The following is a 23457-nucleotide window of genomic DNA, read 5'->3' on the forward strand; positions in this document are numbered from 1 at the left end:
AAGCTAACCGATACTAATTACCCGTGAGGCTTGATCCTATAAGTTGAAGCATTCAGTGAATGCGACGATCGATCTGACCTGTCACTTCTTTGACCGTTTGATGAGGCGGCGTGTTGCGAAAGCAGCACGACGGCTCGACAGTTTATGCCTGGTGGCCATAGCGAGTGGGTCCCACCCCTTCCCATCCCGAACAGGACCGTGAAACCACTTAGCGCCGATGATAGTACGGATACCCGTGCGAAAGTAGGACACCGCCAGGCTCCCCATCAAGGCCCCCAGCACACGCTGGGGGCCTTTGCTTTGTCATGCCCGTCCTCGCGCGTACGCGTATACGACCGCCTGCATCGAGTCCGGGAACAGGCTGAACCTTTGCCCATCCTGACCAGCTTCTCCGCTTGTCCTCAAGAAACGCAATGTTCTCAAAGGGTGTCAGCTGCAGGTGCCACTTGTATACTGCCTGCTGAATGAACGGGTTACAGCTTGGATGAGGATGCAATGAATATTCTGTTGACTGGTGGGACCGGTTATATCGGCAGTCACGCCGCAGTGGTATTTGCACGGTTTGGCCATCAAGTTGTCTTGTTTGATAACCTGGTCAACAGTGATGCAGGAGTGGCCGAGAGGGTTTCTTTTCTTGCCGGAAAAACCGTACCGCTTGTGATTGGTGATGTGCGGGATCGGGATATTCTTGCTGATGCGCTGAAAAGACATGCAATTGATGCGGTAGTGCATTTTGCCGGATTGAAAGCAGTCGGCGAATCCGTGCAAAAGCCCATCGATTATTATGCGAATAATGTCCAGGGTACGATCAGCCTCGTGCAGGCCATGGAGTCAGCCGGTATTCATCGTCTGGTTTTCAGCAGCAGTGCAACGGTTTATGGCACGCCCCGGTATCTGCCATACGATGAAAAACACCCTGTAGGTGCCATCAATCCATACGGGCGTACAAAGCAGCATGTAGAAGACATGCTTGCTGATCTGGCTGTATCCAGTCCAGCGTGGTGCATTGCTTGCCTGCGTTACTTCAATCCCGTCGGAGCCCATGAATCCGGCCTGATCGGAGAAAATCCCCTGGGTATTCCCAATAACCTGATGCCGTTCATCGCCCAGGTTGCATCGGGTGAGCGTCCGTTCCTGTCGGTTTTTGGTGATGATTACGACACGCCGGACGGCACCGGTGTGCGTGATTACGTGCACGTAATGGATCTGGTTGAGGGGCATGCAGCAGCTCTGGACTACCTGCAATCACATGCCGGATGGCACGCTTTCAATCTGGGAACAGGACAAGGCATCAGTGTGCTGGACGTGATCCGTTCGTTTGAAAAGGCCAGCGGTCGCCCGGTTCCGTACCAGGTTGCTGCCCGGCGGGCCGGTGACTTGCCGGCCTATTATGCCGATGCTGGCAAGGCCAACCGTTTGCTGGGCTGGCAGGCTAACCGGGATCTGGACGAAATGTGTCGCTCTACCTGGAACTTCCAGCAGCGGCTGAAGCAATCATTTGCCGGATAGTGTTTCAGAGATTCCGGAACAGGACTTTCGAGCGGCGCTGATAGTTGTACAGCGCCTGTTTGCGCTCGGGGAGTTCAGACAGGTCACCTTCAGCAAAACCGCGCTCGATAAACCAGTGTGCCGTCTGCGTGGTCAGGACAAAAAGCCGCTTCATGCCCAGCTGCCAGGCTTTCTGGACGGTGTGACGCAACAGGGCATCACCTTGGCCACGTTTTTGCCAGGCGGGCAGTACGGCCAGACACGCCAGTTCGGCAACATGGTCTTCCGGAAACAGGTTCAGGGCAACGCATCCGGTGATTTTCCCATCATGTTCGATGACATAAAACCGGTGGATATCCATTTCGATCAGTTCCCGGCCGCGCTTGACCAGGGCTCCTGACCGTTCAAGTGGTTCGATCAGGGCCAGAATGCTGCCGACATCCTCAATGACGGCCTGGCGCCAGACCTGCAATGGTTCGGCCGAGATCATGGTGGCACAGCCATCATGGGTGAACAGCTCCTTGAGCAGGGCGCCATCAAGGTGCTGGCTGACGATGTGTGCCCGTTTGACTCCGCTTATGACCGTATCCAGCGCGGCTTTCAGGCAGTGACGCATGCCGGCCCCCAGATGCCGGGCCGAATGATCCAGCCATTCCAGTCCTTCCCGGGCGGTGAATTCGGTAATGTGGCGGCCATTCTTGTCCTGGACTCCGCTTGGCGTATCGAGGACAAACAGCAGTTTTTCTGCATGCAGGGCTGCGGCAGCGGCGGCGGCAACCTCTGGCATGCTGAGGTTGAAAATCTCGCCAGTCGGTGAATAACCCAGCGGAGACAGCAGCACCAGTTCACCGAAGTCCAGCTGGTGGCGGATGGCCTGCACGTCCAGCTTGCGGACCTGACCGCTGTACTGCATGTCCACGCCATCGATGACGCCCAGCGGCCGGGCGACAATGTGGTTGCCACCGACAATGCGCAGGTTGGCCCCGGCCATGGGGGAATCCGGCAGGGCGACCGACAGCTGTGCCTCGATTTCCGCACGCGTCCAGCCCACAGCCTGTTTGACGATTTCGATCGTGTCGCTGTCTGTTACCCGCCGGTCCAGATGGATGCGTGGCGTAATGCCACGGATTTTCAACAGTTCATCAATCTGGGGCCGGGCGCCATGCACCAGCACTACCTTGACCCCGAGGCTGACCAGCAGGTTGATGTCATGGGACAGCGATGCAAACCGTCCTTGCTCGAGTGCTTCACCGCCAAATCCGATGACAAAAGTACGCCCGCGAAACGCATGGATATAAGGAGCGGCTTCGCGGAAACTCTGGACAAAAGCGGAAGCGTACATGGTGCACAATCAAGACAATGGCAAGTCAAAAAGGGTAACAGCATTGTCTGGTATTGGGAATGCATGATGCCTAGCTGTCATGCCGCAGTTCTTCCGGTGTGTCGTCGTGGTCGCCGTGCAGGTGCTGCTGGTAAATCCGGGCATAGGCCTCACGGCTGTACGAGCGGGAGGCAGGTTGCGCCAGATTGTGACGGGCCAGCTGGTCGCTGTAATCGTAGAGAGCCAGACGCAGCCTGGACCACAGGCTGTTGTCCGGATGAAAGCTGGCATCCGTCAGCAGTTGACGCAGCTCACTCATCCGATACTGGCCGGCAGCATAACGAATGGTCAGTGTCAGTGGACCGTTTTGGCTCACTTCCAGTCCGGGAAGCCGGCCCAGCCATGCCATGACCAGCGGGCCCTGGCCGGCAGGCAGGGAGGCCAGTCGCAGCTCCCGTATCTGGATGACGGTGGATGGCTGTGGCATGCCTGTGGCTCCTCCAAAAAAACACACCGCCCGAAGGCGGTGTGTCTGGCAGCGGTGGCGCTTACGGTTTTTGCAGTATTTGCTGCACCTTGAGGATGTTCAAGGCCTGCGCCAGCTGGTTGTCGGTTTTCGGATTCGGCTCGCGTGGATTGACCGGCGCTTCGTCGGCCTTGTCCGGTGCGGCCGGCTTGTCTGTCGGGACCAGTTTGTTGCCGGACTTGTCGCCGTTCGGGTTGCTCAGGTGATGCTCCAGGTCGGCTTCGCGGATGCGGACCGGCATGGTCAGCGGCTTGCGCTCGTCACCGGCGACGGCTATTTCCTCGACTTCGACATCCGGCGTAATGCCCTTGGCCTGGATCGACGTACCCTTGGGGGTGAAGTAACGGGCGGTGGTCAGCTTGATGCCGCCGGCACTGCCCAGCGGCAACACCGACTGGACCGAACCCTTGCCGAAGGTCTGGGTACCGACCACGATGGCGCGCTTGTGGTCCTGGAGGGCGCCGGTGACGATTTCCGAGGCGCTGGCGGTGCCGCCATTGACGAGGATCACGATCGGTACCGTGCGGGCCTCGGGGACGAGGCTCTTGAGCGGGTCGGGCTTGCCCGGTTCGCGGACGTAGTTTTCCGGAATCGACGTCAGCTGCATCTTGGCATCCGGCGTGCGGCCTTCGGTATAGACCACCAGCGTATTGGCAGGCAGGAAGGCGGCCGAGACGCCGACGGCCGCGTTCAGCAGGCCGCCCGGATCGTCACGCAGGTCCAGCACCAAGCCTTTCAGCGGAGTCTTGTTGTCCTTGTAGATCTGGTTGATGCCCTGTACCAGGTTTTCGACCGTGTGCTCCTGGAACTGGGTGATGCGGACGTAGCCGATGTCCGGCTCGATCAGCTTTGGCTTGACGCTCTTGGTCTTGATGATAGCGCGGGTCAGCTGCACCTGGAAGGTCCGGGCCTCGCTCTTGCGGCTGATGGTCAGGATGACCGGCGTACCCGGCTTGCCGCGCATGCGCTTGACTGCCTCGGTACTGGTCAGGCCGCGCACCGGGGTATCGTCGATCTTGACGATCAGGTCACCGCTCTTGAGGCCGGCACGGGCAGCCGGCGTGTCTTCGATCGGCGCGATGATGCGCACGAGGCCGTCTTCCATGCCGATCTCGATGCCCAGTCCGCCGAATTCACCCTGCGTGCCTTCGCGCAGCTCCTTGTAGGCTTCCGGGTCGAGGTAGGACGAATGCGGGTCCAGTCCCGACACCATGCCGTTGATGGCCTCGGTAATCAGTTTCTTGTCGTCGACTGGCTCGACGTAATCAGCCTTGATCCGGCCGTATACCTCGGCGAAGGTGCGCAGCTCGTTCAGCGGCAAGGGCGCCAGGGCTTCCTTGTCGGCCGAGGCGGTGATCGACAGGGTGAGGATGGCACCGGCGATGGCGCCAGCGCTGACGAGGGCAAATTTTTGCCGGCTATTGTGCATCGAGTGGAATCTCCCGCTGGCCTGCCGTGCAGGTATGGTGGACGGCTGGCCGGTTCATCATGAATACGTGTGGATTAAAGGTTAACGCGCCCATTTTGACGGGTTGAGTGGTTGCCCGAGGTGGCGGAGTTCGAAATAGATGCCGGAATCTTCCATGTTGCCGCTGTTGCCGGTGCTGGCGACGACATCACCGGCGCGTACGGTGGCGCCGACGGATTTGGCCAACTGGTTGCCATTGCCATAAATGGTCATGTAACCGCCGCCGTGATCGATGATCAGCATATTTCCGAATCCGCGCAAGGTATCTGCATACACCACGCGCCCGTCGGCCACGGCCCGGACCGGCTGGCCTTCCGGTGCCTTGATGAAGACGCCGCGCCAGCTGGTGCCTTCGCTGCGGCGAGCGCCAAACTGGCCGCTGATGGTGCCCGAAGCCGGCAGCTTCATGCGGCCGCGCAGCGAGCCGAAGGCCCGGCCGGCGGCCGAGTCGTCTGCCACGTCGTCTACCACCGGTGCTTCCTTGACGGGTTCGGCCTTGGGGACCGGCTTGCCGGCCTTGCGGGCTTCGGCCGCCCGGCGCTCGGCTTCACGGCGGGCGGCGATCTGGGCCTGCTTGCGGGCTTCGGCCCGCTTGCGGGCCTCTTCGCGGCGGCGCTCGGCAATCTGGCGCTGGATGCGGGCGATCAGCTGGGTCAGGCGCTTTTCGTCTTCCTGCAGGTTGGCGATACGGGTTTGCTGGCTGTCGATCTCTTTGGACAGTCGGGCGACCAGGGTGGCATGTGACTGCTGCTGGTTGACGAGACTGGCCTTGCGCTTTTGCCGTTCTTCTTCAAGCCGTGCGAGCTTGGTCTGTTCGGACTCCAGCCGGGATGACAGGGCATCGAGTTCGGTCAGCCGTTCGTGCAGCTGGTCGAATTCCTGCTGCTGCGCCCGGGCAAGGTAGCCGTAATAGCTGAGGTCGCGGGCAAAGCGGTTGGGGTTGTCCTGTTGCAGGAACAGGGCCAGTGGATCGGCGCTATGGCGGTTGACGTATTGCGCCTTCAGGATGCGGGATACGCGCTGGCGGTTTTTGTTGACCTGCTGGGTGACCTTGAGGATTTCCTGTTGCAACTGGTGCAGGGCCTGCTGGGTCTGGCCCTGTTGCTGTTCCAGTTCCTGAAGCAGGCGCGAGGCCTCGGCCACGGCAGCAGCACTGGCCTTGAGGGCATCGCTGGCCTCGGCGCGGTCGGACTCCTTGGTGCGCAGGTCTTTTTTCAGCGTATTGATCTGCTGGCGGATTTCCTTCAGGTCCTGCTGGACCGGTGCGGTCGACAGCGGAGCTTCCGGTGCCGCGAGAGCCACGGCGACCGGGGTGAGCAGGAGAAGGCTGGCAAGGTGTTTCACAGCAGTTCGACGAGAGAATGTCCGGTCATGTCGTCAGGTGCCGGCAGGCCCATCAGTGCGAGGAGGGTGGGGGCGATGTCCTTGAGGGCGCCGCCTTCAAGGATGCGCGCCGGCCGGTGTCCGACGTAGCACAACGGAACCAGGTTGGTGGTGTGCTGGGTATGCGGTTGCTGGTGGAGCGGGTCGTCCATCTGTTCGCAGTTGCCGTGGTCGGCGGTGATCAGCACTTCGCCGCCATTGGCGAGCATGGCCTCCACGCAGCGGTTGATGCAGCCGTCAAGCGTTTCGACCGCGCGGATGGCGGCGGGCAGGCTGCCGGTGTGTCCGACCATGTCCCCGTTGGCGTAGTTGCAAATGATGGCCTGATATTGCCGGCTGTTGATGGCTTCGACAATGCGGTTGGTCACTTCTTCCGCACTCATTTCCGGTTGCAGGTCGTAGGTGGCGACCTTGGGAGACGGTACGAGGATGCGATCTTCACCCGGGTAGACGGTTTCTTCGCCACCATTGAAGAAATAGGTGACGTGCGGATACTTTTCGGTTTCGGCGATCCGGAGCTGGCGCAGCCCTTGTGAGGCCAGGTATTCGCCGAAACCGTTGCGGATGGTCTGCGGCGGATAGGCGATCGACAGGCTGGCATAGTCGGCGCCATAGCGGGTGAGGGTGACATAGTCCGACAGCCGGGGCTGGCGGGCGGAAAATCCGTCAAATTCCGGATCGGTCAGGGCGCTGGTCAGTTCGCGGGCCCGGTCGGCGCGGAAGTTCATGAAGATGACGGCATCGCCATCCTGCATGGGAGCCGGGGCTCCGATGCGGGTGGCCCGGACAAATTCGTCGTTTTCATCGCGGGCGTAAGCGGCAGCCAGCGCCGAGAGGCCGTCATCGGCCTGGAATGCGGCTTCGCCGTCCACGATCAGGCGGTAAGCCTGTTCGACCCGTTCCCAGCGCTTGTCACGGTCCATGGCAAAGTAGCGGCCGCAGACGGTGGCGAGCCGGGCGTTCGGGCATTCGGCCAGTACGGCATCCAGCCGCTCGAGGTAGGTCCGGGCGCTGCGCGGCGGTGTATCGCGGCCGTCAAGGAAGGCGTGTACGCGGATGTCGGCAACGCCCGCAGCCTGGGCTGCGCGGATCAGCGCGTGGATGTGGTTTTCATGGCTGTGGACACCGCCGTCGGACAGCAGGCCGAGAATGTGCAGGGCATGGCCCCGGGCTGCTGCAAAAGCATGCGTAAAGGCCGGATTGCCGGCAAAGCGCTGTTCTTCCAGATCAAGGTCGATGCGGCTGATGTCTTGCGTCACGATCCGTCCGGCCCCGATGTTGAGGTGGCCGACTTCCGAGTTGCCGAACTGGCCGCGGGGCAGGCCCACGGCACGCTCGGATGCGTCGATGGTGCCGTAGGGATGGTCGCGGCGCAGGCGGTCCCAGTTGGGGGTGCGGGCCAGTGCGATGGCATTATCATCGCCGTCCAGGCGGTGGCCAAAGCCATCCAGAATCAGGAGCAGGACAGGAGTGATGCTTTTCATGAAAAATCCAAGTTTAATCGTTTTGTATATTAGTGCTTCTTGATGATGGCACGCTTTCAGGCTACTATTCTAACGATTTGGTGATGGCATAGTTTGCCATTCGGTTGACGCGCCTTTGCTAGGAGCCGGTCCCTTGCTTTTTACCGAAGATCATATTGAACAGACATCGCGCGCGATGAAAGCGATGTCACATCCCTTGCGGCTCAAGATCATCTCGGTGCTCGGCGACCGCGAGGTCAGTGTGCAGGACATCGTCGAGCGCGTGGGGACCTCACAATCGAACATTTCCCAGCATTTGGCCATTATGCGCGACAAAGGCGTGCTGCGGACCCGCAAGGACGCCAACCGGGTGTATTACCGGGTGGGTGACCTGCGTACGCTGGAAGTGCTGCGCATGATGCGCGAAGTATTCTGCGGCTTCAGCGAATAAGCCTGTTCTGTTGCCTGCCGGGTTCCGGCTTGAGTCTGCCCCTTCACCGGAAGGGTTTTTTTGTCGGCAGCAGTCAGGGCGGAATGCAAAAGAGCGACCATCAAGGTCGCTCTTTTTATTGCCAGTAACTCAGATCGACAGCGTGGTCAGCCGCCTGCGCGAGCCGTAGACCAGGTTGACCAGTCCGCGCGACACCATCACCGCCGAGAACATTGACGTCAGGATGCCCAGACAGTGCACCACGGCAAAGCCGCGCACCGGACCGGAGCCGAAAATCAGCAGGGCCAGGCCAGCGATCAGTGTGGTGATGTTGGAGTCGAGGATCGTGTGCCAGGCATGGTCGTAACCGGCGCGGATGGCTGCTTGAGGCGGCATGCCGTTGCGCAGTTCCTCGCGCACCCGTTCGTTGATCAGCACGTTGGCGTCGATGGCCATGCCCAGCGTCAGCGCGATGGCGGCAATGCCCGGCAGCGTCAGCGTGGCCTGAAGCATCGACAGGAGTGCAATCAGGAACATCACGTTGGCGCCGAGCGACAGGGTCGAAATCGTGCCGAACACGCGGTAATAGAACACCATGAACACTGCGATGGCGAGGAAGCCGTACACCGTCGAGTTGAATCCCATGCGGATGTTGTCGGCACCGAGCGACGGACCGACCGTGCGTTCTTCGATGATGTTCATCGGAGCAGCCAGCGAGCCGGCGCGCAGCAGCAGTGCCACGTCGTTGGCTTCGGCAGCGTTCATCGAACCGGAGATCTGCACACGGCCACCGCCGATTTCGCTGCGGATGACCGGTGCAGTCACCACTTCGCCCTTGCCCTTTTCGACGAGGATCATCGCCATGCGGCGGCCGATGTTCTCGGCGGTGACCTGGCGGAAGATGGAGCTGCCGGTCGAGTCAAGATTGATGTGCACGGCCGGCGTGCCGTTTTCATCGAAGCCCGGCTGGGCATCGTTGATGTTGTCGCCGGTCAGTTCGACTTCCTTCTTGACGAGGATCGGCTGCGGGCCACGCGAGGTCATTTCCTGCATCAGCTCGTAGCCGGCCGGCGTGACGCCGGCAATGGCGTCGGACAGTTTCTGGCTGTCGTCTTCGACCATGCGCACTTCGAGGGTGGCTGTGCGGCCGAGGATGTCCTTGGCCTTGGCCGTGTCCTGTACGCCCGGCAGCTGGACCACGATGCGGTTGGCGCCGGACTGCTGGATGACCGGTTCGGCCACGCCCAGTTCGTTCACGCGGTTGTGCAGGGTGGTGATGTTCTGGCGGACGGCGTCTTCCTGCACCTTGCGGATTTCCGGTTCGGAGAGGGCGGCGATCAGGCGGCCGGTGTTGTCGTCGGCGCGCAGGGTCAGGTTGGGCAGCTGGCGGGCGATGACGTCTTCGATGGCCTTGAGGGTGGCTTCGTCACGGGCGCCGATTTCCAGCGAATCGCCGGTACGGCGGATCTGGCCGTAGCGGATCTTCTTGGCCTTGAGTTCGCGGCGGATGTCGCCGGCGTAGCGTTCCAGCGTCTTGTCGACGGCGGCTTTCATGTCGACTTCCAGCAGGAAGTGCACGCCGCCGCGCAGGTCAAGGCCGAGGAACATCGGGTGGGCCTTGATCGAGGCGAGCCAGGCCGGGGACGAGGAGAGCAGGTTCAGTGCGACGATGTAATGGTCGCCCAGTGCCTGCTGGATGGCATCGCGGGCCTTGAGCTGTTCGTCGGGGCTGCGAAAGCGCACCTTGAGGCTGCCGCCGTCAAGGTAGATGCCGTCGGGGGAAAGCTCGCGGGTTTTCAGCAGGGTTTCCACCTGGTCCATCAGCGATGTGTTGACCGGATAGGCGCTGCGCGTGCTAGAAATCTGCACCGCCGGGCTTTCGCCGTAGAAGTTCGGTACGGTGTAGATCGCACTGACGATCAGGGCCAGTGCAATGATCAGGTACTTCCAAAGCGGATAGCGGTTCATGGGAGGGAATGTCTGAAGGGAAATCGAACGCGCCGCACGCACGAAGGTGCTGCGGCGCGTGAGACAGGCTTAGCCTTTGTAGCTGCCTTTTTCCAGCTTGTTGCCGATGGCGGCGCGCTGGAACTGGATTTCAACGTTCTTGGCGACTTCCACCGTCACGTTGTTGTCGTCGAGCTTGGTGATGCGGCCGATCATGCCGGCCTGGGTCACGACTTCGTCGCCTTTTTGCAGGGCTTCGAGCATGGTCTTGTGTTCCTTCATTTTCTTCTGCTGCGGGCGAACCAGCAGGAACCAGAAGAGCACGAAGATGACGATCATGGGCAGGAACGACATCAGTTGTTCGTTCATGGAGGGTCTCCGGGAAGGGTCAGTACTGAAGAACGGGGCATTGTAACGGAAAGGTGCCTGGCAGTCGCTTACGCACCTCGGGCACGTTGGGCATGGAATTCCTGCTGGAATCCGGCAAAGCTGTCGGCCTCGATGGCGGCGCGCATGCCGGCCATCAGTTCCTGGTAGTAATGCAGGTTGTGGACGGTATTGAGCATGGCGCCGGTGATTTCGCCGGTGCGGTGCAGATGGTGCAGGTAGCCGCGGCTGAAGTGGCGGCAGGTATAACAGCTGCACTGTTCGTCCAGCGGACGGGTGTCGTCCTTGTAGCGGGCGTTCTTGATCTTGACATCGCCCCAGCGGGTAAACAGCCAGCCGTTGCGGGCGTTGCGGGTCGGCATGACGCAGTCGAACATGTCGATGCCGTTGGCGACGCCTTCCACCAGGTCTTCGGGTGTGCCGACGCCCATCAGGTAGTGCGGCTTGTCGGCCGGCAGCATCGGGCCGACTTCGCGCAGTACGCGGTACATTTCCGGCTTGGGCTCGCCGACCGACAGGCCGCCCACGGCAATGCCGTCAAAGCCGATGTCGGTGAGTCCCTTGAGGGATTCTTCGCGCAAATCTAAGTACAGGTTGCCCTGCACGATGCCGAACAGGGCGTTGGGATTGCGGTAGTCGTCAAAGGCGCGCCGGCTGCGCTCGGCCCAGCGCAGGCTCATCTGCATGGAGGCCTTGGCGGTGGCGTGGTCCACTTGGCCGGGCGTGCATTCGTCCAGCTGCATGACGATGTCGGAGTTGAGGACGGTCTGGATTTCCATCGACTTTTCCGGTGACAGGAACAGCTTGTCGCCGTTGATCGGACTCTGGAAGTGCACGCCTTCTTCGGTAATCTTGCGCAGGTCACCGAGGCTGAACACCTGGAAGCCGCCCGAATCGGTCAGGATCGGCTTGTGCCAGCCGATGAAGTCGTGCAAGCCGCCGAAGGTGCCGATGACATCAAGGCCCGGCCGCAGCCACAGGTGAAAGGTGTTGCCAAGGATGATCTGGGCACCGGTTTCGTCTAGGCGGTCGGGCGTCATGGCCTTGACGGCGCCGTAGGTTCCAACCGGCATGAAAACCGGAGTTTCGATGGTGCCGTGGTTGAGGCGGAGTGTTCCGCGACGGGCGTGACCGCTGGTTTTGTGCAGGGTAAATTCGAGCATGAAGAAGGCTGAAATGTCGAAAAATCAGCGTGCTAGTATAACGTAAGCGTGCTGGCGCATGATTTTTTGCGCAAAAACGCTTGCCATGACCGGCGCAGGTGCGTATAGTTCGGGTTCTCGACAGGCACGTAGCTCAGCTGGTTAGAGCACCACCTTGACATGGTGGGGGTCGTTGGTTCGAGTCCAATCGTGCCTACCAACATACAGAATCGGAGTCAGACATGCATGCCCGAACTAGCAACACCAGACATCATCTGTTTGGTCGGGCCATGTAAGACTGCGGTGTAAATAAAAACGAAGTGCGGCTCAGACCGCACTTTTTTTTTGTCTGTTTTCCGGCGGTGGTGCCGTGTGCCGCCGGGCCAGTGGCCCCAAAGCCAGAAGGATTACCATGCCTGCCATTCGTCTGCCTGACGGTTCGGTCCGTCAGTTCGAGAACCCGGTTTCCGTTCATGACGTCGCAGCCTCGATCGGCGCCGGTCTGGCGCGCGCGGCGCTGGCCGGTCGTGTGGACGGGGCGCTGGTGGATACCTCGTTCGTGATCGACCATGACGTCGAGCTGGCAATCGTTACCGACAAGGATGCTGACGGACTGGGCATCCTGCGTCACTCGACTGCCCACTTGCTGGCCTGTGCCGTCAAGGAGCTGTTCCCCGAAGCACAGGTCACCATCGGCCCGGAAATCGAAAACGGCTTTTACTACGACTTCAGTTACAAGCGTCCGTTCACGCCGGAAGACCTGGTCGCCATCGAAAAGAAAATGGCCGAACTGGCCAAAAAAGACATCCCGGTCGAGCGCTACGAACTGCCTCGCGACGAAGCCATTGCCTATTTCAAGAGCATCGGCGAAGCCTACAAGGCAGAAATCATTGAATCGATCCCGCAGGGTGAAGTGCTGTCCCTGTACCGTGAGGGTAACTTCACCGACCTGTGCCGCGGTCCGCACGTACCGTCGACTGGCAAGCTCAAGGTTTTCAAGCTGATGAAGGTGGCGGGCGCCTACTGGCGTGGCGACAGCAAGAACGAAATGCTGCAGCGCATCTACGGTACGGCCTGGGCCAAAAAGGAAGACCTCGAAGCCTACCTGCACATGCTGGAAGAGGCGGAAAAGCGCGACCACCGCAAGCTCGGTCGCCAGCTGGACCTCTTCCACATCCAGGACGAGGCGCCGGGCATGGTGTTCTGGCACCCGAAAGGCTGGACACTGTGGCAACAGGTCGAGCAGTACATGCGCCGCGTCCTGATCGCCAACGATTACCAGGAGGTGCGTACGCCGCAGATCGTCGACCGCTCACTGTGGGAAAAATCCGGTCACTGGGCCATGTACCAGGACCTGATGTTCACCACTGAATCGGAAAAGCGTGACTACGCAGTCAAGCCGATGAACTGCCCGTGCCACATCCAGATTTTCAACCAGGGCCTCAAGAGCTATCGTGACCTGCCACTGCGCATGGCCGAATTCGGCTCCTGCCACCGCAACGAGCCGTCTGGTTCGCTGCACGGCATCATGCGTGTGCGCAATTTCGTTCAGGATGATGCTCACATCTTCTGTACCGAGGCGCAGATGCAGCCGGAAACGGCCGCCTTCATCGACCTCTTGCAGGCGGTGTACCAAGATTTCGGTTTCGACAACATCCTGATCAAGCTGTCTACCCGTCCGGAAAAGCGTGTCGGTGCCGACGAACTGTGGGACCAGGCCGAAGCAGCACTGGCTGCTGCGCTGGACGCCAAGGGTCTGGCCTACGAGCTGCAACCGGGCGAAGGCGCTTTCTATGGTCCGAAGATCGAATTCTCGCTCAAGGACTGCTTGGGGCGCGTGTGGCAGTGTGGCACGTTGCAGCTCGACTTCAACCTGCCGGTGCGTCTGGGGGCGGAGTATGTGTCCGAGGACAACGCCAAGAAGCACCCGGTCATGCTGCACCGGGCCATCCTCGGATCGCTGGAGCGTTTCATCGGCATCCTGATCGAACACCACGCCGGCGCCATGCCGCTGTGGCTGGCACCGGTGCAGATGGCCGTGCTCAATATCACCGAAGCGCAGGCTGAATATGCGACGGAAGTTGCGGAAACTCTGAAAAAACAAGGTTTCCGGGTCGATCTTGACTTGAGGAACGAAAAGATCAGCTATAAAATCCGCGAACACAGCCTGCAGAAGTTGCCGTACCAGATCATCGTCGGTGACAAGGAAAAAGCAGGCGCTCTGGTTGCCGTGCGTGCGCGGACTGGCGAAGACCTCGGCCAGATCCCGCTCTCCCAGTTCATTGAACGACTGAAGTCTGAACTGCTGCACTAAGATGACGCGCGGCTGACATCGTATTTTTTGGAGACACGGCAATAGCTCAAGAACGTGAACCGCGAATCAACGGCGAAATTACCGGCCGTGAGGTTCGCTTGCTCGGCCCGGAAGGGGAGCAGCTTGGAGTCGTCAGCCTGCGCGAAGCTTTCGCCAAGGCTGAGGAATTTGAACTCGACCTCGTGGAAATCTCGCCCACGGCCCAGCCGCCGGTTTGCAAGGTGATGGACTACGGCAAGTTCAAGTACCAGGAAAGCAAGCGCAAGCACGAGCAGAAGCAGAAGCAGAAGCAGATTCAGGTCAAGGAAATCAAGTTCCGCCCCGGCACTGACGACGGCGATTACAACGTGAAAATCCGCAACCTGATCCGTTTCCTCGAAGACGGCGACAAGGCCAAAGTGACCTTGCGTTTCCGGGGGCGGGAAATGGCGCACCAGGACATCGGGCTGGCGCTGCTCAAGCGGGTCGAAGCCGACCTCGTTGAAGTTGGCACCGTCGAGCAGTTCCCGAAGCTGGAAGGGCGCCAGATGGTCATGATGATCGGGCCGAAAAAGAAGTAAGTCCGGTCAGCAGTGGTTGTGAACGCGGCGGGCGTGTCCCGCCGCGACACATTAGCGGCCTTTGGGCTGCACAAAAGCGGGACACAGTGGTTTCAAGTGCCAGCCGGCCACCCTGTGTCGAATCTAAAAAACTCTCGCAGGAGTTACTTCCATGCCGAAGATGAAAACCAAGTCGAGCGCGAAAAAGCGTCTCAAAGTGTTGGGCAATGGTGGTGTGAAGCGCTCGATGGCCTTCAAGCGTCACATCCTGACCAAAAAAACCACCAAGACCAAGCGCCAGCTGCGTGGCACCGTGATGGTTCATGAAACCAACATGGCCTCCGTTCGCGCAATGATGCCCTACGCATAAGGAGTAGAAGATGCCTCGCGTTAAACGTGGTGTAACCGCCCGCGCTCGTCACAAAAAAGTCCTCGCTCTGGCCAAAGGCTATCGCGGTCGTCGCAAGAACGTATACCGTGTAGCCAAGCAGGCTGTCATGAAGGCAGGCCAGTACGCCTACCGTGACCGCCGTCAGCGCAAGCGCCAGTTCCGCCAGCTGTGGATTGCCCGTATCAACGCCGCTGCGCGTGAATGCGGCCTGTCGTACAGCAAGTTCATGAACGGCCTGAAGAAGGCCTCGATCGAGATCGACCGCAAGGTGCTGGCCGACCTCGCCGTGTTCGAAAAGGCCGTGTTTGCCCAGCTCGTCGAAAAGGCGAAGGTAAGCCTCGCAGCCTGAGCGAAAGCCAATTAAAAGGGAGGCCGCTGCCTCCCTTTTTTTTCGACATTCGGAACGCTTGGCGAAAAGCGCGCGTGCACCCTTTTCGCCAACCGCTTCCCTCTGGAAACTGATCCGACATGAGCCACGTCGACACCCTTCTTGCCGAGGGCCTGGCGGCCATCGCCGCCGTGCAGGACCTCAACGAACTCGAACAGGTCAAGGCCCGCTATCTGGGCAAGACCGGCCAGATTACCGAACTGCTCAAGCAACTGGGCAAGCTGCCGCCCGAAGAAAAGAAAGCGGCCGGCGCCACCATCAACGTGGCCAAGCAACAGTTTGAAGCCGCCCACAATGCCCGGCGTGACGCCCTTAATGCCGCCAGGCTCGAAGCCCAGCTTGCCGCCGAAGCGCTGGACGTCACCCTGCCGGGGCGCGGCGCCGGTGTCGGTGGCCTGCATCCGGTCACGCTCACGCTCGAGCGCATCGCCTCGCTGTTCCGCTCAATGGGCTTTGAAGTTGCCGACGGCCCGGAAATCGAAGACGATTTCCACAACTTCCAGGCGCTCAACATCCCGGCTGACCATCCGGCCCGCGCCATGCAGGACACCTTCTACGTCGAGGGCGGCAACGTGCTGCGTACCCATACCTCGCCGATCCAGGTGCGCCACATGCTGGCCAACCAGCCGCCGATCAAGATCATCGCCCCGGGGCGCGTCTACCGGGTGGACTCCGACGCCACCCACTCGCCGATGTTCCACCAGATGGAAGGCCTGTGGGTCGACGTCGGCGTGTCGTTTGCCGACCTCAAGGCCACGCTGACCGACTTCCTGCGCCGCTTCTTCGAGCGCGACGACCTGCAAGTGCGCTTCCGCCCGAGTTTCTTCCCGTTTACCGAGCCATCCGCCGAAATCGACGTGCTGGGCAAGAACGGCTGGCTGGAAGTCGGCGGCTGCGGCATGGTGCACCCGAACGTCCTGCGCAACGTCAACATCGACCCTGAGCGCTACACCGGCTTTGCCTTCGGCATCGGCCTCGACCGCTTTGCCATGTTGCGCTACGGCGTGACCGACCTGCGGCTGTTCTTCGAGAACGACCTCTCCTTCCTCAAGCAATTCAACTGATCGCGGCGGAGCCCCACCATGAAATTCTCCGAACACTGGCTGCGCGAGTGGGTCAACCCCGCGCTCGATACCCAGGCTTTGTGCCATCTGCTGACCATGGCCGGACTGGAAGTGGAAGACACCGAACCGGCCGCACCGCCGTTCAGCGGCGTCGTGGTCGCCGAGGTCAAGTCCGTCGTCAAGCATCCGAATGCCGACCGCCTGCGCGTGTGCCAGGTGGATGCCGGTACTGGCGAACTGGTACAGATCGTCTGCGGCGCCCCCAATGTGGCCGAAGGCGTGCGCATTCCGTGTGCCCTGCCGGGCGCCGAGCTGCCGGGTGACTTCAGGATCAAGCCGACCAAGATGCGCGGCGAAGTCTCCAACGGCATGCTGTGCTCCGGCAAGGAACTGGGCATTCCCGACGATGTCGACGGCCTCTTGTTGCTGCCGGCCGATGCTCCGGTCGGACAGAGCATCCGCGACTATCTGGCGCTGGACGACCAGTCAATCGAACTCAAGATCACTCCGAACCGGGCGGACTGCCTGAGCCTGCGCGGCGTAGCCCGCGAAGTGGCCGCACTGACCGGAGCCACCCTCAACGAGCCGACAATTGCCGCCGTGGAGCCGGTCATCGACGAACGCCGTCAGGTCACGCTGTCCGCGCCTGCTGCCTGCCCGCGCTACATCGGCCGGGTGATCCGCAACGTCAATGCCCGTGCCGCCACGCCGGACTGGATGCGCCGCAAGCTTGAGCGTGCCGGGCTGCGCTCGATTTCGGCCGTGGTCGACGTGACCAACTACGTGCTGCTGGAACAGGGGCAGCCGCTGCATGCCTTCGATCTAGCTAGGCTCAATGGCGATATCAATGTCCGCATGGCACTCCCGGGCGAGCAGCTTACCCTGCTCAACGGCAAGGACGTGACGCTGGATGCCGACATGCTGGTGATCGCCGACGCCGGCAAGGCCGTGGCGCTGGCCGGCATCATGGGCGGAGCCAACAGCGAAGTGTCGGACGACACTACCGATGTGTTCCTCGAGTCGGCTTTCTTTGCACCGGAAGCGATTGCCGGTCGCGCCCGTCGTCTGGGCCTGACCTCGGATGCGTCCTACCGCTACGAGCGCGGCGTGGACTATGCACTGCAACAGGATGCCATCGAGCGGGCTACCGCCCTGATCCTGTCGGTCTGTGGCGGCGAAGCCGGCCCGCTGACCGAGGCGGTGGCCGACCTGCCGGTCAAGCCGGCCGTGGTGGTGCGGGTGGCCCGTGTCAACCGCGTGCTCGGACTGGCGCTGCCGGCTGACGACATGGCATTGATCCTCGAGCGGCTGGGATTCGAATTCAGCGTGGTGGACGGTGGCTTTGCCGTCATTCCACCGAGCTTCCGTTTCGACATTGAAATCGAGGAAGACCTGATCGAGGAAATCGCCCGCGTGCATGGCTACGAGGCGATTCCGGCCGACCGCCCGCACGGTGGGCTGGCCATGCTGCCGCAACCGGAAGAAAGCAGCCCGCGCGAATTGCTGCGCCGGGCGCTGGTGGGCCGCGATTACCAGGAAATCGTCAGCTACGCCTTTGTTGACGCCCGGTGGGAGACCGATTTTGCCGGCAATGCCGATCCGGTGCGCCTGATCAACCCGATCGCCAGCCAGATGAGCGTGATGCGTTCGACCCTGATCGGCGGTCTGGTCGATACCCTGGTCGGCAACCTGAACCGCAAGCAGCCGCGCGTGCGCGTGTTTGAAATCGCCCGCGTGTTCCGCAAGGAAGCGGACGGCTCGGTGGCCCAGCCGGAGCGGCTGGCCGGGCTGGCCTACGGCTCGCGTCTGCCCGAACAGTGGGGCTGCAAGACCGAGCGGACGGACTTCTTTGACGTCAAGGCCGATGTCGAGGCGTTGCTGTTCCCGCGTCGGGCCGAATTCCGTCGTGCCGTACATCCGGCCCTGCATCCGGGGCGTACCGCCGAGGTGATGCTGGACGGGCGGGGGGTCGGCGTAGTGGGTGAACTGCACCCCAGCTGGGTGCACCAGTACGACCTGCCGGCGGCGCCGGTGCTCTTCGAGCTGGATCTGGCCGTATTGCTGGGCCGCAGCCGGATCGAGGCACAGCCGGTCAGCCGTTTCCAGCCGGTGCGGCGTGACGTGGCGCTGGTAGCCGCCGAGAGGGTTGAGGCCGGTGCTGTACGCCAGTCCTTGCTGGGCGCAGCGCCGGCATTCGTGCGCGAAGTGCAGCTCTTTGACGTTTATCGCGGCAAGGGTGTCGACGAGGGGAAAAAGAGCCTTGCTTTCAAGGTGTTAATGCAGGATACTTCGCGCACTCTGACAGACGAGGAAGTCGAAGCGGCCATCAGCAGCATGATTGATGCTGCGGCCGGCCAGCATGGGGTCGTGCTTCGCGTCTGATCGGTTCTTTGCTGTTTTTGCATGCTCAAGACGCCGTATCGCTACGGCGTCTTTGTTGTCTGGACAAATAATCTATTCAGAATACCGAGGGGAAGACATGACGCTGACCAAGGCAGAACTTGCCGATTTGCTGTTCGACAAGGTTGGCCTCAGCAAGCGCGAGTCGAAGGACATGGTGGAGTCCTTTTTTGAGGAAATCCGCGTGGCGCTGGAAGAGGGTGATAGCGTGAAATTGTCGGGTTTCGGCAATTTCCAGTTGCGCGACAAGCCGCAACGTCCCGGACGCAATCCCAAGACCGGGGAAGAAATCCCGATTACCGCCCGCCGTGTGGTGACTTTTCACGCGAGCCAGAAGCTCAAGGGCATGGTCGAACTGAAATATGCCAACAGCCACTCACTCTGATTTGTTGCCGGTGCCGGTCAAGCGCTACTTCAGTCTGGAAGAAGCGGCGCAGCTGGCCGGTGTGGATGCGGAAACCTTCCGTGCCTGGGAGGCCGAGTTTGCCGATTCGGCCGTGCCGGCCGGAGGCCGGCGCCAGTACCGGCGTGAAGAAGTACTGGCGGCCCGCCGGCTGCGAGGCCGGATGCTGGAGGGCACCACCGGCTGGAGCCTGCCGCCGGGGCCGGACGGAGAACGGCTGACCGTTGCCGAACTGCGCCGGCAGCTGATGCAGCTGCGTGATGGCCTGGCACAAGGTTTTGACGAGTAAGTAACGAGTTGGTATAGTCCGCTTCCTGTGTCGGGGCGTAGCGCAGCCTGGTAGCGCACTTGCATGGGGTGCAAGGGGTCGCGAGTTCGAATCCCGCCGCCCCGACCAACAGAATTTGCAGCAGGTTCAATCAGACAAGCCAACCGGAAGGTTGGCTTTTTTGTTTGATTGATCATCTGTCTGTTAGAAATTCTTCTACTTCAATCCGGAATAAAGCCAGCCCATCCTAACTTGCGATCTGGTACCGGCCACGCCTGATTCAGCGTATTCGCATCGTTTGCGTGCCGGTCAGCCGCCTCTGTCTCCGCTCGATATCGTCCCTGAATGCGTCGAGGGCAGTGTCGGCCGTGGAATGATTGGCTACGGCGGTAACTGCGGACGGATTGCGCCGCAAACCGGCGATTTCGCGGCGCAGCATGGCTAACAGCGTCAGCACCAGTCACCAGCGTTTCTTCCCGTTTCCTTGCATCTTCTTGATGTCCGCGCAGCTGGCTTTCCTTCCGTCGTGTCAACCTGGCTCTGACGACATGGAAAGCTTTTCGGCTTGCCAGGCTGACAGCTCCTGCTGAGCTCCTGTCCATTACCCGCCAGAAAACAAAGCGGTGGCCAGTATGCCGACCGCGATTTGTTGCAATTTTCCTGCGCCAGTCCGGATTTTCCGGCCGTGAATGCCCAGACCAGTGCTGTCAGGGCATGTCTCCGCAATGGCGGCCTTGCTGTTCCGGCGTTTGATCTGGCGCAGACTCATCGTTCATGAGGCATCCGGTATTCATGCATCCCGGGCGAAGCGGCTAGAATCCCGCCTTTGCATTTTTTGTCCGAGAGATATTTCCATGACCATTGCCTTGTCGCGTTCCTGTCTGGCCGGTGTGTGCCTGCTGCTGTCCGGTTTGCCGTTTGCCCATGCTGCCGATACCCGGCTGTTTGCCGGCCAGTCCGGCACGCTGGATATTGCCGGCGGGACTGCGCACATTCCGGTGGTGGAGGACGTGGCCCGTCAGGTCGGGCGTGCCAATCCGCAGGTGCGGATCACCGTGACCGGTGGCGGCAGCGGCGTCGGTATCCAGAAAGTAGGTGAAGGACTGGTCGATATCGGCAGTACCGGGCGGGCGCCGAGCGAAGCCGAAATCCAGCGCTACGACCTCAAGCCGTTCCGCTTTGCGCTCGACGGCGTGGCGATTGCCGTGCATCCGTCCAATCCGGTCGGCAACCTGAGCATGGAGCAGGCACGGGACATCTTCTCCGGCAAGATCGACAACTGGAAACAGGTTGGCGGCCCGGATCGCCGCATCAACCTCTATGGTCGTGACGAAGCCAGTGCCACCCGCGAAGTGTTTGTCGGCAAGGTGCTGGGCAAGGACGTGCAGCCGGCCACCCGCTCGACCCTGGTGGCCTCCAACGGGGCGGCCAAGACGGCCATTGCCCGTGACAAGGGCGCCATCGGCTATCTGGGCATGGGCTATGTCGACCCGAGCATCAAGGCCGTCAGCATCAATGGCGTGGCCCCGACCCAGGAGCATGCCAAGAGCGGCGCCTACCCGGTGGTCCGCGGCCTGTATTTCAACACCAAAGGCGAACCCAAACCGCTGGCCCAGACCTTTTACCAGTACCTGCAAGCGCCTGACGGTCAGGCCATCATCCGCAAGCACGGCTACATCCCGTTCTTCTGATGTCTGAAGCCGGTCGCGACACGGCCTGGCGCTGGCTGGTCGCGCTGGCGGGCCAGCTGGCGGGATGGGTCGTACTGGCCATCCTCGCCGGGCTGGCTTTTGCCAGCCTGCCGCTTTTGCGCTCGCCTGCCGCCCTGACGGCGCTGCTGTCGCCGGAGTGGGCACCGTTTGCCGGTGCCTTCGGCATCGGCAGCATGCTGGCCGGCAGCGTGGCACTGGCCACGCTGGCCGTCGGACTGGCCTGGCCAACGGGCATCCTGCTGGCCCTGCACGTGCAGGGACTGGGCAGCCGCTGGCTGGCCCGGCCGCTGGATGCCGCCCTGCGCCTGATGGCCGGCATGCCGACCATCGTTTATGCATTCGTTTCGGTGGCATTGCTGGTGCCGTACCTGCGGGACGAACTGGGCATCGGCAACGGCTACTCGTGGCTGGCGGGCTCGCTGACGCTGGGGCTGATGCTGACGCCCACGGTCTACCTGACCCTGGCCGGACCGCTGGCCCGGCAGGACCGGGCACAGGCACTGGCCTGCGATGCGCTGGGACTGACCGTGCGCCAGCGCCTGCTGTGGATCAGCCTGCCGGCCTGCCGTCCCGCCCTGCTGGCGGCCCTGCTGCTGGCATCCGGTCGCGCGGTGGGCGACACGCTGGTTGCCCTGATGGTGACCGGCAATACCCCTTTGCTGCCGGCCCATCCCGGCGAGCCGCTGCGCGCCCTGACTGCACACATCGCCATGACGCTGGCTGCCGATACCCAGAGCCAGGCGTATGCCTCGATTTTTGCCGCCAGCCTGCTGCTGCTGGTGTACGTGGGTTGCGTCCAGGCCTTGGGACGCCGGATCCTGTCGCATGCGTCGCATCATTGAATCCGCACTGACGGTGCTGGCCACCACTGCCGCCGTCATGCTGTTGCTGACGGTCACCGGCCTGCTGGGGTTCGTGGTCTGGCAGGCGTGGCCGGCGTTGCAGACCGGCTGGCTGTTTGGCGACACGCCGGTCTGGGCGGCACTGACCGGCGCCGAGCCGGTATGGGACGGCCTGTGGCCGGCGCTGGCCGGCAGCCTGTGTCTGGTCGGGCTGTCGGTGACGCTGGCCTTGCCGCTCGGGGTGGCGACCGGCATCTGGCAGGCCGAGGCATCGCCCGGCGTGTGGAGCCGGCTGCAACGCAGCCTGATCGACCTGCTGGCCGGTATGCCATCCATTGTCATGGGACTGTTCGGCTTCGTGCTGATCCTGTTGCTGCGCCGGCTGTGGCCGGCAGCCAATACCTCGCTCATGCTGGCGAGCCTGTGCGTGGCGCTGCTGGTGCTGCCCTACATGGCACTGGCCACCCGCAGTGCGCTGGCGCAATTGCCGCACCGGCTGCGGGATACCGCCGACGCACTGGGCCTGTCGCGCCGGCAGGCCATGTGGCATGTGTTCCTGCCGGCAATACGCCGGGACATCATGGGCGGCGTGGTGCTGGCGCTGGGACGGGCCGCCGAGGACGTGGCCGTGATCCTGCTGACCGGTGCCGTGGCCAGTGCCGGCCTGCCGCACTGGTTCGGCAAGTTCGAGGCATTGCCGTTTTTCATCATGGTCAAGGCCAACGAATACCGGGACGAGATGGACCTCGCCCGGGCCTTTGTCGCGGCCCTGCTGCTGCTGGGGCTGGCTGGCGGACTGGTCGGCGTGGCCCGCCGGCTGGAAAGAAAGATGCTGGAATCATGACTGCCATTGAATGTCGCGGACTGCGCGTGACGCTGCAGGGGCAACGGCTGCTGGACGACATCAGCCTGTCCGTACCGGCCGGGCAGATTGCCGTGCTGACCGGACCGTCCGGTTCGGGCAAGACCACCTTGCTGCGAACGCTCAACCGCCTGCTGGACCGTGACCAGGCCGAGGTGTCGGGCACGCTGCACCTGCGGGTGGGCGGCCGGACGCTGGCGCCGTACGACAGGTCGACCGATCCGGTCTGGTTGCGGCGGCGGGTGGGCATGGTGTTCCAGACGCCGCACCTGCTGCCCGGCAGCATTGCCGACAACCTGCTGTTGCCGCTCAGGCTGGTCAGGGCCGGTTCGCGTGCAGTCCTTGCCGGGCGCATGGAAGAGGCGCTGCGAGCAGCCCACGTCTGGGACGAGGTTGCCGGCCGGCTGCATGCGCCGGCGGCCAGCCTGTCGGGCGGACAACAGCAGCGCCTGTGCCTGGCGCGGGCGCTGGCGCTGGAGCCGGACATCCTGTTGCTGGACGAGCCGACCGCCTCGCTCGATCCGGCCTCCACCGTGGCCGTGGAGCAGAGCCTGAAGGCACTGCGTGGCCAGACCACCCTGCTGCTGGTCAGCCATGATGAAGCGCAGGCCGCCCGGCTGGCCGACCTGCACGTGCACCTGCAAGGCGGTCGCCTAGCGTAAGACCGGAGAACCGGTTGCGGGCAACGGCAGTGTCGCCGTTCTGCATGGGCAGGATGG

The 23457-nt window shown here is 62.0% G+C and carries 24 protein-coding genes, 2 tRNA genes and 1 rRNA gene; 17 read left to right on the top strand and 10 right to left on the bottom strand.

All coding sequences use genetic code 11. The features are described 5' to 3' along the window. Positions 1-147 precede the first annotated feature (147 nt). Positions 148-260 (top strand): 5S ribosomal RNA (rrf, locus tag G542_RS0111325). Positions 261-495: 235 nt separating this feature from the next. Then, complete coding sequence (gene galE / locus G542_RS0111330; protein WP_027824163.1) at positions 496-1509, top strand: UDP-glucose 4-epimerase GalE; 1014 nt, start codon at positions 496-498, stop codon at positions 1507-1509. 4 nt (positions 1510-1513) lie between these two features. Here galE and argA read toward each other — a convergent pair whose 3' ends face one another. The 5 genes from argA to gpmI all read right to left on the bottom strand — a co-directional run bounded on the left by argA (position 1514) and on the right by gpmI (position 7670). Beyond that, positions 1514-2830 carry an amino-acid N-acetyltransferase gene (gene argA / locus G542_RS0111335; RefSeq protein WP_027824164.1) on the bottom strand — a complete coding sequence of 439 codons (1317 nt, stop codon included), beginning with the start codon at positions 2828-2830 and terminating at the stop codon, positions 1514-1516. A 70-nt stretch (positions 2831-2900) separates the two neighbouring features. Further along, positions 2901-3296: a hypothetical protein gene (locus tag G542_RS0111340; RefSeq protein ID WP_051190032.1), complete on the bottom strand. Its 396-nt coding sequence runs from the start codon at positions 3294-3296 to the stop codon at positions 2901-2903. Positions 3297-3357: 61 nt separating this feature from the next. Then, positions 3358-4764, bottom strand: coding sequence for a S41 family peptidase (locus G542_RS0111345; protein WP_027824166.1), 1407 nt, complete (start codon positions 4762-4764; stop codon positions 3358-3360). Between the two features lie 81 nt (positions 4765-4845). Continuing rightward, on the bottom strand, positions 4846-6147 hold the full coding sequence (locus G542_RS0111350) for a murein hydrolase activator EnvC family protein (protein ID WP_027824167.1): 1302 nt from the start codon (positions 6145-6147) through the stop codon (positions 4846-4848). Next, on the bottom strand, positions 6144-7670 hold the full coding sequence (gene gpmI / locus G542_RS0111355; RefSeq protein ID WP_027824168.1) for a 2,3-bisphosphoglycerate-independent phosphoglycerate mutase: 1527 nt from the start codon (positions 7668-7670) through the stop codon (positions 6144-6146). Before gpmI ends, G542_RS0111350 begins: the two co-directional genes overlap by 4 nt. Before the next feature lie 175 nt (positions 7671-7845). Here gpmI and G542_RS0111360 point away from each other — a divergent pair, with 175 nt between their 5' ends. Next, positions 7846-8100, top strand: a complete 255-nt coding sequence (locus G542_RS0111360) for an ArsR/SmtB family transcription factor (protein ID WP_012698205.1) — start codon at positions 7846-7848, stop codon at positions 8098-8100. Between the two features lie 129 nt (positions 8101-8229). Here G542_RS0111360 and secD read toward each other — a convergent pair whose 3' ends face one another. From secD to tgt, 3 genes are all read right to left on the bottom strand, one after another. After that, positions 8230-10047 carry a protein translocase subunit SecD gene (gene secD / locus G542_RS0111365; protein ID WP_027824170.1) on the bottom strand — a complete coding sequence of 606 codons (1818 nt, stop codon included), beginning with the start codon at positions 10045-10047 and terminating at the stop codon, positions 8230-8232. A 69-nt stretch (positions 10048-10116) separates the two neighbouring features. Then, positions 10117-10395, bottom strand: coding sequence for a preprotein translocase subunit YajC (gene yajC, locus G542_RS0111370; RefSeq protein ID WP_012698203.1), 279 nt, complete (start codon positions 10393-10395; stop codon positions 10117-10119). A 68-nt stretch (positions 10396-10463) separates the two neighbouring features. After that, entirely contained in the window at positions 10464-11576 is a 1113-nt protein-coding gene (tgt, locus tag G542_RS0111375; protein ID WP_027824171.1) for a tRNA guanosine(34) transglycosylase Tgt, read from the bottom strand. Between the two features lie 122 nt (positions 11577-11698). Between tgt and G542_RS0111380 the strand changes: the two genes are divergently transcribed. From G542_RS0111380 to G542_RS0111425, 10 genes are all read left to right on the top strand, one after another. Then, a tRNA-Val gene (locus G542_RS0111380) sits at positions 11699-11775 on the top strand. A 192-nt stretch (positions 11776-11967) separates the two neighbouring features. Next, positions 11968-13869, top strand: coding sequence for a threonine--tRNA ligase (gene thrS, locus G542_RS0111385; RefSeq protein WP_027824172.1), 1902 nt, complete (start codon positions 11968-11970; stop codon positions 13867-13869). A gap of 41 nt (positions 13870-13910) precedes the next feature. After that, a complete protein-coding gene (gene infC / locus G542_RS0111390; RefSeq protein WP_172623009.1) occupies positions 13911-14429 on the top strand; it encodes a translation initiation factor IF-3 in 519 nt (172 codons plus the stop codon). A 151-nt stretch (positions 14430-14580) separates the two neighbouring features. Further along, entirely contained in the window at positions 14581-14778 is a 198-nt protein-coding gene (gene rpmI / locus G542_RS0111395) for a 50S ribosomal protein L35 (RefSeq protein ID WP_012698199.1), read from the top strand. Between the two features lie 10 nt (positions 14779-14788). Further along, the gene (gene rplT / locus G542_RS0111400) at positions 14789-15148 is read left to right on the top strand and encodes a 50S ribosomal protein L20 (RefSeq protein WP_027824174.1); all 360 of its coding nucleotides are present in this window, start codon (positions 14789-14791) and stop codon (positions 15146-15148) included. Positions 15149-15267: 119 nt separating this feature from the next. Beyond that, positions 15268-16251, top strand: coding sequence for a phenylalanine--tRNA ligase subunit alpha (pheS, locus tag G542_RS0111405; protein WP_027824175.1), 984 nt, complete (start codon positions 15268-15270; stop codon positions 16249-16251). Between the two features lie 18 nt (positions 16252-16269). Then, complete coding sequence (pheT, locus tag G542_RS0111410) at positions 16270-18633, top strand: phenylalanine--tRNA ligase subunit beta (RefSeq protein ID WP_027824176.1); 2364 nt, start codon at positions 16270-16272, stop codon at positions 18631-18633. Between the two features lie 97 nt (positions 18634-18730). Then, the gene (locus tag G542_RS0111415; protein WP_012698195.1) at positions 18731-19036 is read left to right on the top strand and encodes an integration host factor subunit alpha; all 306 of its coding nucleotides are present in this window, start codon (positions 18731-18733) and stop codon (positions 19034-19036) included. Beyond that, a complete protein-coding gene (locus G542_RS17585; RefSeq protein ID WP_081666819.1) occupies positions 19014-19343 on the top strand; it encodes a MerR family transcriptional regulator in 330 nt (109 codons plus the stop codon). Before G542_RS0111415 ends, G542_RS17585 begins: the two co-directional genes overlap by 23 nt. 31 nt (positions 19344-19374) lie before the next feature. Further along, positions 19375-19451 (top strand) — tRNA-Pro (locus G542_RS0111425). Positions 19452-19602: 151 nt separating this feature from the next. Here the strand turns inward: G542_RS0111425 and G542_RS18820 are convergent. Together G542_RS18820 and G542_RS18540 are read right to left on the bottom strand one after the other, a co-directional pair. Continuing rightward, on the bottom strand, positions 19603-19779 hold the full coding sequence (locus tag G542_RS18820; protein ID WP_162142358.1) for a hypothetical protein: 177 nt from the start codon (positions 19777-19779) through the stop codon (positions 19603-19605). A gap of 144 nt (positions 19780-19923) precedes the next feature. Further along, the gene (locus tag G542_RS18540) at positions 19924-20091 is read right to left on the bottom strand and encodes a hypothetical protein (protein ID WP_155826669.1); all 168 of its coding nucleotides are present in this window, start codon (positions 20089-20091) and stop codon (positions 19924-19926) included. A gap of 85 nt (positions 20092-20176) precedes the next feature. Here G542_RS18540 and G542_RS0111430 point away from each other — a divergent pair, with 85 nt between their 5' ends. The 4 genes from G542_RS0111430 to G542_RS16725 are packed head-to-tail and all read left to right on the top strand — an operon-like array spanning position 20177 to position 23400. Further along, entirely contained in the window at positions 20177-21013 is an 837-nt protein-coding gene (locus G542_RS0111430; protein WP_051190034.1) for a phosphate ABC transporter substrate-binding protein, read from the top strand. Next, positions 21013-21876, top strand: a complete 864-nt coding sequence (locus tag G542_RS16720) for a PstC family ABC transporter permease (protein ID WP_051190035.1) — start codon at positions 21013-21015, stop codon at positions 21874-21876. Before G542_RS0111430 ends, G542_RS16720 begins: the two co-directional genes overlap by 1 nt. After that, complete coding sequence (locus G542_RS0111440) at positions 21860-22720, top strand: PstA family ABC transporter permease (RefSeq protein ID WP_027824178.1); 861 nt, start codon at positions 21860-21862, stop codon at positions 22718-22720. Before G542_RS16720 ends, G542_RS0111440 begins: the two co-directional genes overlap by 17 nt. After that, positions 22717-23400 (top strand): phosphate ABC transporter ATP-binding protein, encoded by a 684-nt coding sequence (locus G542_RS16725; protein ID WP_051190036.1) that lies wholly within the window; start codon positions 22717-22719, stop codon positions 23398-23400. The genes G542_RS0111440 and G542_RS16725 overlap by 4 nt, the downstream gene beginning before the upstream one ends. The last annotated feature ends 57 nt before the right edge of the window (positions 23401-23457 follow it).

It is taken from the genome of Laribacter hongkongensis DSM 14985, from assembly GCF_000423285.1.
In the GTDB taxonomy this organism is placed as follows: domain Bacteria; phylum Pseudomonadota; class Gammaproteobacteria; order Burkholderiales; family Aquaspirillaceae; genus Laribacter; species Laribacter hongkongensis.

Bases quoted from the DNA above. Each gene is read 5' to 3' on its own strand.
- gpmI (WP_027824168.1), bottom strand. From the start codon at position 7,670: ATGAAAAGCATCACTCCTGTCCTGCTCCTGATTCTGGATGGCTTTGGC.
- G542_RS16725 (WP_051190036.1), top strand. From the start codon at position 22,717: ATGACTGCCATTGAATGTCGCGGACTGCGCGTGACGCTGCAGGGGCAA.
- G542_RS0111430 (WP_051190034.1), top strand. From the start codon at position 20,177: ATGACCATTGCCTTGTCGCGTTCCTGTCTGGCCGGTGTGTGCCTGCTG.
- G542_RS0111340 (WP_051190032.1), bottom strand. From the start codon at position 3,296: ATGCCACAGCCATCCACCGTCATCCAGATACGGGAGCTGCGACTGGCC.
- galE (WP_027824163.1), top strand. From the start codon at position 496: ATGAATATTCTGTTGACTGGTGGGACCGGTTATATCGGCAGTCACGCC.
- G542_RS16720 (WP_051190035.1), top strand. From the start codon at position 21,013: ATGTCTGAAGCCGGTCGCGACACGGCCTGGCGCTGGCTGGTCGCGCTG.
- yajC (WP_012698203.1), bottom strand. From the start codon at position 10,395: ATGAACGAACAACTGATGTCGTTCCTGCCCATGATCGTCATCTTCGTG.
- rpmI (WP_012698199.1), top strand. From the start codon at position 14,581: ATGCCGAAGATGAAAACCAAGTCGAGCGCGAAAAAGCGTCTCAAAGTG.
- secD (WP_027824170.1), bottom strand. From the start codon at position 10,047: ATGAACCGCTATCCGCTTTGGAAGTACCTGATCATTGCACTGGCCCTG.
- rplT (WP_027824174.1), top strand. From the start codon at position 14,789: ATGCCTCGCGTTAAACGTGGTGTAACCGCCCGCGCTCGTCACAAAAAA.
- argA (WP_027824164.1), bottom strand. From the start codon at position 2,830: ATGTACGCTTCCGCTTTTGTCCAGAGTTTCCGCGAAGCCGCTCCTTAT.
- thrS (WP_027824172.1), top strand. From the start codon at position 11,968: ATGCCTGCCATTCGTCTGCCTGACGGTTCGGTCCGTCAGTTCGAGAAC.
- G542_RS0111360 (WP_012698205.1), top strand. From the start codon at position 7,846: ATGAAAGCGATGTCACATCCCTTGCGGCTCAAGATCATCTCGGTGCTC.
- G542_RS0111415 (WP_012698195.1), top strand. From the start codon at position 18,731: ATGACGCTGACCAAGGCAGAACTTGCCGATTTGCTGTTCGACAAGGTT.
- G542_RS18540 (WP_155826669.1), bottom strand. From the start codon at position 20,091: ATGAGTCTGCGCCAGATCAAACGCCGGAACAGCAAGGCCGCCATTGCG.
- tgt (WP_027824171.1), bottom strand. From the start codon at position 11,576: ATGCTCGAATTTACCCTGCACAAAACCAGCGGTCACGCCCGTCGCGGA.
- G542_RS0111345 (WP_027824166.1), bottom strand. From the start codon at position 4,764: ATGCACAATAGCCGGCAAAAATTTGCCCTCGTCAGCGCTGGCGCCATC.
- G542_RS0111440 (WP_027824178.1), top strand. From the start codon at position 21,860: ATGCGTCGCATCATTGAATCCGCACTGACGGTGCTGGCCACCACTGCC.
- G542_RS17585 (WP_081666819.1), top strand. From the start codon at position 19,014: ATGCCAACAGCCACTCACTCTGATTTGTTGCCGGTGCCGGTCAAGCGC.
- pheT (WP_027824176.1), top strand. From the start codon at position 16,270: ATGAAATTCTCCGAACACTGGCTGCGCGAGTGGGTCAACCCCGCGCTC.
- pheS (WP_027824175.1), top strand. From the start codon at position 15,268: ATGAGCCACGTCGACACCCTTCTTGCCGAGGGCCTGGCGGCCATCGCC.